General features: G+C 48.9%; 10 protein-coding genes. 1 reads left to right on the top strand and 9 read right to left on the bottom strand.

Annotation, left to right across the window (positions count from 1 at the left end):
* The first annotated feature begins 153 nt into the window (after window positions 1–153).
* The gene (locus tag PD282_RS13505; RefSeq protein ID WP_274651200.1) at window positions 154–801 is read left to right on the top strand and encodes an FMN-dependent NADH-azoreductase; all 648 of its coding nucleotides are present in this window, start codon (window positions 154–156) and stop codon (window positions 799–801) included.
* A 133-nt stretch (window positions 802–934) separates the two neighbouring features.
* Here the strand turns inward: PD282_RS13505 and PD282_RS13500 are convergent, their stop codons facing one another.
* The 9 genes from PD282_RS13500 to PD282_RS13460 form a co-directional block, all read right to left on the bottom strand.
* Window positions 935–1,162 (bottom strand): hypothetical protein, encoded by a 228-nt coding sequence (locus PD282_RS13500; RefSeq protein WP_274651199.1) that lies wholly within the window; start codon window positions 1,160–1,162, stop codon window positions 935–937.
* Window positions 1,159–2,421 (bottom strand): Ger(x)C family spore germination protein, encoded by a 1,263-nt coding sequence (locus PD282_RS13495; RefSeq protein WP_274651198.1) that lies wholly within the window; start codon window positions 2,419–2,421, stop codon window positions 1,159–1,161. Before PD282_RS13495 ends, PD282_RS13500 begins: the two co-directional genes overlap by 4 nt.
* A 134-nt stretch (window positions 2,422–2,555) precedes the next feature.
* A complete protein-coding gene (locus PD282_RS13490) occupies window positions 2,556–3,650 on the bottom strand; it encodes a GerAB/ArcD/ProY family transporter (protein ID WP_274651197.1) in 1,095 nt (364 codons plus the stop codon).
* A gap of 40 nt (window positions 3,651–3,690) precedes the next feature.
* Window positions 3,691–5,223: a spore germination protein gene (locus PD282_RS13485; RefSeq protein WP_274651196.1), complete on the bottom strand. Its 1,533-nt coding sequence runs from the start codon at window positions 5,221–5,223 to the stop codon at window positions 3,691–3,693.
* 339 nt (window positions 5,224–5,562) lie between these two features.
* Window positions 5,563–6,339, bottom strand: a complete 777-nt coding sequence (locus PD282_RS13480; protein WP_274651195.1) for an alpha/beta fold hydrolase — start codon at window positions 6,337–6,339, stop codon at window positions 5,563–5,565.
* Window positions 6,340–6,450: 111 nt separating this feature from the next.
* Window positions 6,451–7,860, bottom strand: coding sequence for a hypothetical protein (locus PD282_RS13475; protein ID WP_274651194.1), 1,410 nt, complete (start codon window positions 7,858–7,860; stop codon window positions 6,451–6,453).
* Window positions 7,861–8,179: 319 nt separating this feature from the next.
* Window positions 8,180–8,755 carry a hypothetical protein gene (locus tag PD282_RS13470; RefSeq protein WP_274651193.1) on the bottom strand — a complete coding sequence of 192 codons (576 nt, stop codon included), beginning with the start codon at window positions 8,753–8,755 and terminating at the stop codon, window positions 8,180–8,182.
* Between the two features lie 117 nt (window positions 8,756–8,872).
* Window positions 8,873–11,467: a phosphoenolpyruvate synthase gene (gene ppsA, locus PD282_RS13465; RefSeq protein ID WP_274651192.1), complete on the bottom strand. Its 2,595-nt coding sequence runs from the start codon at window positions 11,465–11,467 to the stop codon at window positions 8,873–8,875.
* Between the two features lie 197 nt (window positions 11,468–11,664).
* A complete protein-coding gene (locus PD282_RS13460) occupies window positions 11,665–12,612 on the bottom strand; it encodes an aldo/keto reductase (protein ID WP_274651191.1) in 948 nt (315 codons plus the stop codon).
* Window positions 12,613–12,624: the final 12 nt, after the last annotated feature.

Raw genomic sequence — 12,624 nt, 5'->3', positions numbered from 1 at the left:
TTTAAATTTAATAATGACCCGGTCAAATGTCAACTGTTGGCTGAACCGTAAAAAATGGATTTGACTTGATAAATCTCATGCAGTATATTGGAGTCCGAAAGTATCGGCGATAAATTTTGTCGCCGATTAATAAACAGCGATAGGAGTGGAAAAATGGAAAAATTACTTGTTATTAATGCGCATGCAACGGTGGATTCCCCGGATTCCTTTAGTCTTGAAGTCGGCAAACATTTTCTTGAGCACTACCGCAAAATGAATCCGAACGAATCGATTGAACAAATCGATCTCTATGCCGAAGAAATCCCGGAAGTGAACAGCACCGTTTTAAGCGCTTGGGGTAAATTAGCATCGGGCGAAGAGCTGACGGATGAAGAGAAACGCGTTACCGGCAGAATGAACGACATTTTGCAGCAATTTAAGAGCGCAAAAAAATACGTCATCATCATGCCGCTTCACAACTTCAATATTCCCTCCCGGCTCAAGGATTATATGGATAACGTCATGATCGCCCGCGAAACCTTCAAATATACGAAAAATGGCGGCGTAGGTTTATTGACCGACGGACGCAGTGTACTCGTGATTCAAGGAAGCGGGGCCATCTACACAAATAACGACTGGTACACGGATAACGAATTTTCACACAAGTACCTTAAATCGATGTTTAACTTCCTCGGTGTCGAGGATTACCAAATTATCCGGGCTCAAGGTACAAATGTGCTTGATAAAGCAGATGTGCTGAAAAATGCAAAGAAAGACGCCGAAGAAGCGGCAGCGCATCTGGCCAAGAAAGTCACGGTCTAGCCTTATCGATGCCAAATTGTGACGATTGCTTACGTCTCAGATAAAATAAGCGGTCGTTTCCGGAAGGAAATGACCGCTCTCCATTGTCAAACCTGAATGAATCGTTACTGCGCGGACATGTTCTTCGATCTCGTTATTTTGCAATAAGTTTCCCTAGCGGCTTATAAAGTTTATCGACCAATTGAGTCGGCCCCGGCAGATCCGGATACCAAATAAGTAACACCGCAAGCAGCCACCCCATGACGGACAATGATACAAAGGTCACTTTATATTTCTTCGGACTCCTGTTCATTCTCGGCCATTCATACATCGCCATTGCAATGACGGCTGCAGTGGCGCCTAGCACGGCTCCCCACTTCATTTTTCTTCCACCTCTTTTGATTCTCTATTCATTGCTTCCATCTCATTCTTGACTTCTTTATGCGGCACGGCTGGCGGCTCGGTGGACAATCCGGGACGGAGAATGTTAACCCGGGGATTGATTGTGACCTCAATCTCGGGAAAGATTTTATCCCAGCGGTCTTTCGCCGATTCCCACTGTTTGGGATATTTGCGGTGGAACGCCTTCGCGAATCCGAAGATATCGGCTTTCAACTTTTTTTGCCCTACATCCAGCGCCGACTCTATAAAGATTTTGAGGTCCTTTTCAGCAACTTTCTGAAGCTTTTTTACGACGGTCGGGTTCATCATATTCAGCTTCGTCGTGTTTTCATAAATATCCTCCTGCGTCTCGATCGAAACCGTCATGTTCCATTTCTCATTCTCTATACGCGGAGTTAAGGTTAGGTGAGCATGAATCATTTCAAGGGAAACGTATCCTTCCGCCTCTTCCGTTCGTATGGTAACCGTATCGAGTTTGATCTTATTTCTCAGCCATTGAACCCCATTTGTCACTTCGTCATCGATATGTCCGATCATTTTGTCTTGTTTGAAAACGGCGGAACCGGTCAGACGAAGCGCTGTATTCAGATTTGCTTGATCCTGCCTCATGGGGGCTTTTTCCAGCCATGGCAGAAGCGCCGCGCCAGTTTCACCCCTCAGCATTAGCAGCAGTTCTTTGAGCGTGACCTGCATTCCGAATCCGAGCTCGGCCTCTTGCCGGGCGACTTCCGACGTCTCTCTCTCAAGCTCCGGCTGCATGTCCAAAATATCCGCTGCTTTCCCTTTGCAGACAAATATAGACATGCGAAGTCGCGGTTGCGGATGGCGTGTCAAAAAATCCATATACTCGCTTATGCCTTCTCTCGCCAGTTCTTCACCGATCACCATAATCTTGACGTGACCCCAAAAAATTCTGCGCGCTGTCTTTTCTTGGAGCTTCGACATCGCATCGGCAATTGTAGTTCCAACAGCCGATATGACAGTCGTCGTCTGTCCTCTGCCCTCGCCGCCGCCACTATCTCCCTTCATTAACTGCTGCCCCCCGTTTAGTGCTCTCGGAAGGATCATTTGAATAGAAAGCTCGATCCCTTTATCGTTTTTGTCGATACCCGCTCCCGTTACCAGCAGTACATCGTTTAATTCCCTCTTGTCCCAACAACCGGCGAGTGGAAGCAGGGTCACAGCGAGAAACAAGATCAGAAATATCCGAGAGATCTTGTCTGCCCCAAAACGGTTCATCTCATCTGACCCCCTGTCGACTTGTCGCGGAGATTTAGCCATTCTTAATCCTTCTTCTGGCCTTTCCCGGATCTGCTTTCGGCAATTGCGATTTTAAGCATGAGCACATCGTAATAAGACGAGCGCACCTTACCTTAGTGCTCTCCGGAAAATCTCTTTCGGAAAATTGCAATCACAAGGAGAAACATCGGTATCGCCAAACGGAAGGTACTTAAATAGAAAGGCGCGATCGTACTTAAAAAATTTGACAGTTCCTGAATATTGGAAGCGGACCAGAAACCGGACAGTATGATCATAAAACCGAAGGGAAAAACAAGGGGCCGGTAATCATTCATCTTCAGCCATTGAGAGGCGCCGAGAGCAAGCACATAAAAGTATACGGAGATTTTGACGAATCCTCCGAGCACCCAGATCGCGATCACGACAGCCTCCAGATGCTCGAAAAAGCCGGCGAGTCTGATGTACCGTACAGCTTCAAATACCGGGTATGTCAAACTGACCGTCACTTCCCCAAATAGCAACAGAACCGTCAGATTCAAGACGGTCAACGCGATTATTAAGCTCAATACCGTTGCCATTCCCCGCTTCATCCCTCTTTCCTGATCGGTTAAAGAGGGTAACAGGAAGGCAGACAAAAATAAATGCGTGTACCAGCTTTGCAGCGGGATCGCTCCTTTCAAAGACGGTCCAACGCCCTTTTCCATGACTGGTAAGATAAGCTCCAGCTGCAAATTGGGAATAAGTAAGATCACAATCAACACCCATAGCAGAACAACAACCGGCACAAAGAGTAGCGCAAGTCTGCCTAACGCTTCCACTCCTCCGCGCACGGCGAAGGCGCAAACCAAACACATACTCCCCAGAACGACAATCATCGGCGTTTTCGGGAGAAAATGACCGATGATGAAATCCGTATACTCTCGGATAATGACGCCAACATCATGCAGCAAAAAAAACAGAATGAGCAAACCGGCCGTCTTTCCCAGGATGCTGCCGAGAATCGAAACACAATATTGAATGATTGTTTCGTTTGGGTAAAGCTTATGTAATCGATAACAGATATACACGACCGAAAAGCCGCTTAGTGATGCCCAAATCGGGGATAGCCACATGTCAATCCCTGCAGCTCTCACGGCAATGGCCGGCGCCAGCAGATCGCCCGTTGCGAGCACAGCGATAAACATCATGACGGCCATCTGGAACGAGGATATTTTCTCCTTTTCGATCACGGTACTCCTCCTTTCCTCGACGGTGTTCGAACCTTTTCTTCTATTCTTCTCCTCGGCCTGGACCGGGTTTTTGCCTGGGAGCCTGACGGTATGGATCGTATTTTCCGGTTAAATGCGGCCTACTGTTTAATGACCACCATGGTGCCCGTATAAGCACGTCTTTCAATTCACGCGTTTTCAATGGGGCAATCGGACTTAAATAAGGAACTCCGAAGGAACGCAGCGTACATAAATGGATGGCGATCACAATAATTCCAAGCATGATGCCCAATAACCCCAGCGTGCCCGCCAAGAAGATCATCGGAAAACGAAGCATTCTGAGAGAGATTCCCATCGCATAGCGCGGAATGGTGAAGGAGGCGATCCCGGTAATCGCGACCACCATAACCATTGGCGAGGAAACGATGCCGGCTGATACCGCCGCTTCTCCGATGACAAGTGCCCCAACTATACTAACCGCAGCGCCGACCTGCTTCGGCAATCGGACACCCGCTTCCCGCAGAGCCTCGAATATGATCTCCATTATAAGGGCTTCCACCAAGGCCGGGAACGGAATATCTTCCCGTGAACGCGCCATACTGATTAAAAGCGAGGTAGGCACCAGCTCATGGTGAAACGTAATTAAGGCCACATATAGCGATGGGAGCAGCATGGAGAGCACGACGAAAAAATATCGCAGCCAGCGGATCGCCGTACCGATCATAAACCGCGAATAATAATCCTCCGCCGAATGCAGCAACGAAAAAAACGAAATGGGAGCGACCAGAACAAAAGGCGTGCCATCCATCAAAATAACCGCACGCCCTTCCAGCAGGCTGGACGCGGCTACATCCACCCGTTCCGTATTCAAGAGTTGTGGGAAAGGGGAATACGGATTGTCCTCGATCAACTCTTCGATATATCCGCTTTCCAGGACCCCTTCGATATCGATTCTTTGCAGCCGGTTTTTAACCTCATCGATTAAAGTCTTGTCGGCGATTCCTTCCATGTAGGCAATAACGACATCCGTGCGGGTACGCCGCCCCACTTTCATCGTCAACGTTTTCAGCTCGGGGCTTCGGATCTTTCTGCGCAATAACGAAGTGTTTACCCCTAGCGTTTCCGTAAACCCTTCACGCGGTCCCCGCAATACCCTTTCGGCGGCCGGTTCTTCAACCGCTCGCTTCTCCCACTTTCCTAACCCGAAAGAGAGAGCCCGATTTTCCAGATCGATGAGAAGCAAGGGGTTTCCCGCAGAAATTTGCTCTACACATTCGTTGAAGGTCTGAACGACCTTTAATTTACTAACCGTGAGCTTATTCGCAAAAATCCCTTCAATATCGGCTGCTCCCGCTTCTATTTCCTGCATGAGCGGGGCGAGTACACTCCGGTCGATCTCCTCTATATTGGACAGCCCGTCAATATGGATCAGTTCCGATTGCCGGCTGCCGCTGATCAAAAAAGGGCGAAAGATCACATCCGAACAATCGGCATAGATCGAACGAAAAACCTGCAAATTCTTATTGATATCCGCAGAAAGCGTATCCGGTAGTTCCGTTCTCGGCGGCTCAGGCTTTCGAATGCGAAAACGCATCTTCTTTCCCCTTTCCCGTCGATTCAATTTGTGTTGTTTTGTAAAATTCATTCCCGATATAGATGGACTTTATACTCCGGCTACTTGATGCGCGTGATCACGTGTGTCATTCTCTTGGAAGTGTCTCAATACGATGTCACTAAATTTTTATCGAACCAGTTATTCCCGCTCCTTTTCAAATAAAACGAAAAGAGCCGGACCATATATTTACACCATTTCAGGGGTATTTTGCAGGTAATTTAAAGTAAATCACTACAATTGGCCTTAATGGTATTCAAATTGAACAGGCTGCCGATCGGCAGCCTGTCGTCATGGTTCTATCGTTGTTTTTCCAAGACGTCATGCCAGGAATTGCGTTACCTCATGAATAAAACGTTCCGGCTCTTCAACACTTGGAGCATGGCCGGAATGCATGAATTCCATGAAGGCTGCATCGGGAATTTGAGCGGCGAGCGCTTTGCCAATTTCGGGCGGGTTTAACCCGTCGTATGTTCCGCTGATCACTAAGGTGCGTGCCGTAATCTTCTTTAGTCCATCATGGAAATCGAATCCATCCAATGCCCGGTTCGCCGCTTCTTGTTCGTGAGGCTGCGTCAGCATTGCCTGCCTGGCATGATAATCACGAAAGGCCTTCTGAACAGAATCGTGGTTATGGAACATATAGTTGAAAGAACGGCTGATCTTTTCCTCGAGCGAAAGTCCTTCCAGCTCCTTGGCATGGCGGGTGAAAAGCTCTTGCATGGAGGAAGTTTTGCCATGGCTTTTCGGGACAACAAGTACAAGCTTCTTCACCCGGTCGAGTACCGCGATCGCAACGCCTTGAGCAATATAGCTGCCCATTGAAATGCCCATCAGATAGGCAGTATCGAGCTCGAGATGATGAAATAAATTGATTACGTCCTGCACATGGTCGGCGATCGTATAATGAGAGGGGCGTTCCGATTGTCCATGTCCGCGCGAATCTAATGCAAGGACACGAAAATGCTCTTTCAGCCGGCTGATTTCAACATGAATCATCCTGCTGCTTCCATAGATGCCATGCAGAAATACTAAAGGAAAACCTTCGCCTTCATCTTCATAATAAAGCTGTGTACCATTCGAAATAAAAGTCGGCATGTTATCACTCCCAATTCACGGTTAGCGAGGGTTTCCTTTCATTATAGAACATCTTTAATCCGCATACATCCATCTTTTTCCTAGAATGAACCGAAGCTTTCCCGTCGCGTATCATGAACCCGCAGGGATGGAAACAGAGGTTTTCCAATCCGTTACAGGCTCTGTCATGAGATTGTCGATTGTCACATGGATTTCCTTGGAATGCTCAATAAGCGGTTTATCGATAAAAGCGTCGAACCGGTCCCCGCTGCCTCCCCCTCGCTGTCCGATCGTTCCCTCTTCCCCGCGTTCGTTGGTGACACGTACCAGCATCGGGATTTTTGTTTCGTCTACCTGATGCGCACCAGTCGGGATTGAACCCGGCAGCGCGGGATATAAATGCAGATAAGGCTTCCTTAAGCCCTTCTCGGTTTGATAGGCAATGGTAAAATCGATGCCTCTGTTGTCGTAATAAAGCTCATCCAGGTCAATATCCGTATTTTCGATTCGGCCAATCGGACGCCGGGTCTCCTCCCTGCGGGAATCGTCGCCGCGCTGAATGAACGTGTCGTATTTCGAAACATTAAGCGAAAATTCGATCCGGTGACTGCCATTAAAAAACAGAACGGACTGCAATTCAATGTCGACGTTTCGCGGCCGGCGGTTAAAAGGAGGAAACTCCATCTTGACCGTTCCGTCAGGCAAAGTCTCGGTTACCTCAGCATGCCTCGTTTCCCCCGCATCCGTCTTTATAACGATCGAAGCACCGGCAAACTGACCGGCTTCTCCCGAATCGTGATAACGGAGGTAAAGGCGGTTCATCGTCGTCCCCATCTCGAATTGGGTAATTTCAATCGTTTGTCCGAGCGCTGTGTACGATTGATTTACAGGTAAAGTTTCGGTTTTCTCCTGCGAAGCCTTATAATCCACAGCCAGCTTTATATCGGATGACAGCGGATAAGGCGTTCCCGCTAACCGAACGGTCATGCCCTTAAGATCCAGCTGACTTACATCCCGTTTGGCCGTCGAGCCGGTGCCGTCACGCTCGGGAAAAGGGTTTGCCGCCATTCTTCCATAGAACCGGCCGTTATAATAAACCCCTTCGTCCTGCAGCCAATTTAAAGTAAATAAAGGGCTGCCGTCAGCCGCTTCATCCTGGCCGTTCTTCACTTGAAAAGACACAACCGGAAGATCCTCCTCTTTGACGGAGCCGAGATGGGGAGCTTTCATATCCACGCTGTAAAAGAAATAAATATACTGCGAGTTGTACCAGATTTCATCCAGGCTTACCGTTCGGTCCGTTCCGGGGATGTTTATGGTTTGATTTATTTGCCGGGTCAGCTTCAAAGCTTCTGCACGCTCCAGCCCCGGCGTTTTTTCATATTGGTAAGCCTTAACCTGCTGCCAGCTGGCGGCTTTGACCAGTCTGGCGGGGTTGTCGTTTTTATACAGCAAAGCAGCCGCTAAGCCGATAAACGCCGTTAGAATGAGAATGACCATCCAATAGAAAAGCTTATTCCTGACATGCATGAACGTTATCATAAACGGATATTCACACTCCCCCTTCATCGCGACATTATTGTTACGCACATTTTTGTGAAAAGTTACCAGTTAAAAAAATTTTTGTGGCAGTTGAAGATAACCTTCCCCTTTGTTTTTTTCAACTCAAAAAGACCATGGCAGCATCCGGCCACGGTCTTGGCTCTTCACTGATAACGCTTGTCAAAAAAACATGTTGCTCCGCTATTTAAGAAAGCCTCGCCTGCAGATTGAGTACGATGTAACACCTGTATTCGTTTATGGTTAAGTCAATACCCGATCTTTTCGTCAGGTCGGCCGGTTTTCTTGTTAAACCTGTTTGCTAGAGGGCAATGGGATACCATTTAAAATCTTCCGATCGAATAACATTTGAATTGGCGTAGCGATATTCATAAAGAACCTTCCCGTCTTTAGTAAACGCTTTGGCATTAAAATCATTCCACGGAAACGACCGATCCCAAGAAAATGTGATCGGAGCATGCAGTACGGCTTCCTTTCGTAATCGGTTCCCCTCTGGTCCAATCTCTAAATAAGAGACCTGCGCGTCGGTCACCCTGATACTAATAACGGTCGTGTCCCGGCCTTTGTCATCGGAATACGAAATTTCCCCGACGGTTTGAATCGGGTCATCGTGATGATAATTATAGGTGGACATGCTCGAATGCCATATAAAACCGAATGATTTGAAGCTGAGGACCGTAATCGGCTTTTCAGGCGAATCGAAAATGAACACTTTTCCCCATGGATAGTCTACTTTATCCAATAAAACCGAATCGCTCGGTACAAATGAGTTCGCCCGGGCAGCGCTTAACGCATCGAATTTGTACCCGCCGGCAAAAAACAATACCGCCGCTAGCAGTAAACCGATACTTGCATCCCCTAATTTTTGTTTCGTCATCCTTTCCCCCTGAATTCGTTTTCTTTATTATACTTTCCTTTTACTGTCAGGTTGCGCTAAACTCCCCCCATTCCAGCGATTCGGAGCAGGCCGCCGCGGCGCCTGCTCCATGATGGATTATAAGATTTCAATGTACCCCTCTGTTCCATGCACGCGGATTCGCTGCCCGTCTTGGATCAATTTCGTAGCATGGTCCACGCCCACAACCGCCGGCAAGCCGTATTCTCGCGCGATAACGGCCCCATGGGTCATCAGTCCGCCAACTTCGGTGATGAGACCTTTTAGGGAGACAAATAATGGAGTCCAGCCAGGGTCCGTAAAGGAGGTGACCAAAATATCTCCGTCTTCCAGATCGGCCTCTTCCATCTTTAAAATGACACGCGCTCTTCCTTCAACCACTCCGGGAGAAACAGGCAGACCGACAATCGCATTAGGCGGCAAATGCTCGCGCCTGTACTCGCCTGCAATGATTTCGCCATCGGACGTGATGACGCGCGGAGGAGTCAGCTTTTCAAAAAATTGATAGTCCTCTCTACGTTTGTTAATGATGGTTTCATCCCGTTTTCCGGTGCGAACGACTTCGTGAAATTCTTCAAAGGTGAGATAGTAGATCTCTTCTTTGTCATGGATAACGCCAGCTTGAACGAGCTGCTCGGCTTCTTTCAGCAGCGCCTGCTTATAAACGAAGTAGCGGCTGACGATGCTGTATTTGGGATATTCCCGGTAGCCGATGAAATTCCGGACCAGGTCGATCATTCGTTTTGTTTCCTTGGCTTTCTGTTCACCGTCCGGTAATGGCTTCAACCGTTCGAGTAACGTTTGTTCTTTTTCCAACGCTTTCCGGCGGCCTTCTTCAAATCTCCTCTTGCCGGCATCAGGCTCAAAATTTTCAATGTTGCCCAGAATCAACGGGACAAGTGTAATCGGGTTTTCGCTCCAACGAGTTCGCGTGATGTCGATTTCTCCGGCACAGCGCATGCCGTATTTGTCCAGATAAGCTTGGATCGCGTCTCGGGCTTCCTGTCCGCCGTCAAACTTAACAAGCTCATCCAGAAAGTGATCGTTTTTAACCTGCCGTAAAAAGGCGGCGATTTCCGGATAAGGTCGAATGACATCCGCGACATCCAGCAGCGCCAGACCCATTTCAGACGTAATATTGTTCGGTACGGATTGGGAAAGCGTGTCAGCCGCGTTTTTTTCGCCCAGCCATTTGGACATGTTTTCGTTGATCCATGCCGAAGCATTTATAGCCGCCATAAACACAGCCGTACTTTGCGGGTCGAATACGATTTTTTTTAGCTCCTGGATGTCTTCCAAAATAAAATCGAACAAATCCGGCCCGGATTTCGTCCGGATATTTTGTTTTAACCTGTCGATCGATGCTTGACTGCGCTTAATCAAACCAGCCGGAATTTCCGGATCGTTCTCGATTTGCGGCAGCCTATCGGCAAAACCTCCGCCCTGAATCGGTGCGGTTTGATCATCCGGTACCAATTGGATAAAATCCCGCTCGATGATGGCCGTGAGCGCGCCTTTTATGAGCGGATCGGATCCGATCGTATTTAATAACGTTTCCCGGCCGGCAGATGTCTTCAGTCTGGATGCAACATCTACGAATAACCTTCCTCCGGCCTTCCGCATTGGCGCTGGAGTAAGGTGCAGGAAAAATGACAATCCCAATGGTTTGATGGGATCTGTCATCATTTGTTGATGACCGACCGACAGATAGACGTGATTTTCCTGATCATCCGCTTCAGGGATCGGGTATAAGGTCGTGATCGGCCGGCTTTGGACAATTGAAAAGGTATCGTCAGCCAAACACCATTCGATATCTTGCGGACAGCCGAAATAAGCTTCGATCCGCCTGCCGATGTGTGCCAGCTGTAAAATTTGCCGCTCGGTCAGCGTTTGAAACGTCTGCTGATCGGGGTGGATATGGAGGGTCTCCGTTCCGCCTTCTTTTCTTCCATAGACGGCCAATTTTTTGGCTGCGATCCGCTTCTCGACGATCTGCCCTTCCCGTACCTTGTAGCAATCGGCAGACACCAAGCCGGAGACCAGCGCTTCTCCAAGTCCAAAGCCGGCATCGATGGACAGCAGTTTTCGGTTACCGTTAACGGGATCCGCAGTAAATAATATTCCCGAAGCCTGCGGGAAAACCATCCTTTGAACGATCACGGATAAATAAACCTGCCTGTGGTCGAATCCGTTTTGCATCCGGTAAATGACCGCGCGATCCGTGAATAAGGAAGCCCAGCATTTGCTGATATGCTGCAAGATGGATTCCTTACCGATGATATTCAAAAAGGTATCTTGTTGACCGGCAAAAGAGGCATGCGGCAAATCTTCAGCCGTCGCACTGGAACGCACGGCATAAGCATGTTCCTCGCCAAAGAGGGAGAGATAGTGAGCAACGGCTTTCACAACATCGGAAGGAATTTCGACTTCCGTAAGGATTTGCCGAATCTTCCTGCTGATTACACCGATTTGTTCTCGATCTTCCGCTTTTAACGTTGTTAGCTGATGGAGCAAAGCATGGTACGTTTCGTTTTGTTCGATCGCTTTTTGATATCCCGCGGTCGTAACACAAAATCCTTCCGGTACTTGCAGGCCTTGAATGTTGGACAATTCCCCTAAATTTAGCCCTTTTCCGCCAACAAGCCGATGCTGCGTTTTTAAGATGCTCCGAAAATCGAGAACGAAAGCATTCATGCCATTTCTCCTCACTTGAAAAAAAATTTGACAAGAGTTTACCGGCGTGGTACAATAAAAATGTAAGATGAAATAACTGCGCATTCATTCATGACCTCAGTTGTGTTCTGATTATATCATTGCGATTGTTTATGTGCAATACAAAAGAACCCGATCCATGGATCAGGTTCTTTTTTGATCTTCCGCTCGGCATTCTGTCAGGCGGAAGTTTGATGCGTTCCGTCGGACAGGTCGAGCCATCGCAGCTCTTCCCGGCTCAGCCGGATTTGCGAAGCCTCGTAGCATGATTGCAGCTCCGCAATATTCGCGGGACCGATCAGCGCCGCCGCCGGGAACGGCTGATTCAGGACGTAGGCAAGCGACAGCTGAATCGGCGTCACGCCTTTCTCCGCCGCCATTCGTTCCGCGCGCCTCAGCCGTTCCCAATTGCCGTCGTTATAAAATACGCGGACCATGTCGGCATTCGATCGGTCTTCCGGAGAGAACCGTCCGGAGAAAAAGCCTCGCGCTTGCGAAGACCACGAGAAGAGCGGCAGCTGCGTGCGTTCGTGCCAGGCGCACATCTCCTCATCGGCCGATACGCAGTCCGCCCAATAAGGCTCATTGGTTTTGGCCAAACTCAAGTTCGGACTGCTGAAAGCGAATCCGGTCAGTCCGTGGGATGCGGCGTACTCGCCGGCTTCCTGCAGCCGCCGATGCGTCCAGTTCGAAGCGCCGATCGCCTTCATCCGGCCGGCTTCGATATGCTCGTTCAACGCTTCCAAAATCTCGCCAACCGGCACCGAAGGATCATCGCGATGAAGCGCATACAAGTCGACATAATCGGTCTGCAGCCGCTCGAGACTCTCCATCAGTTCCTCATATATCGCCTGCTTATTGACGCGCGGACCGTTCTGGTCATGGTGCGCGCCTTTTGTCCAGACATGAATCGCGTCTCTGCCGTTCTCCGCCAGCCACAGCCCGATCGCGCGCTCGCATGCACCTCCGCCGTATATATAAGCCAGGTCGACCGTATTGCCGCCCAGCTTTCGGTATGCTTCGAGCATCGTCCGTACATAATCCATATTATTCGGCGACAAACCGCCGGAGCCCAAAATGAGGCGCGATACCGGCTGGTCCAATCCCTGCACGTTAACATATTCCATCTCGCGAGATAC

This window comes from Paenibacillus humicola, assembly GCF_028826105.1.
GTDB classification, from domain to species: domain Bacteria; phylum Bacillota; class Bacilli; order Paenibacillales; family Paenibacillaceae; genus Paenibacillus_Z; species Paenibacillus_Z humicola.
Note: the sequence above shows the minus strand (reverse complement) of the source record. Positions and strands in the feature narration are given on the sequence as shown.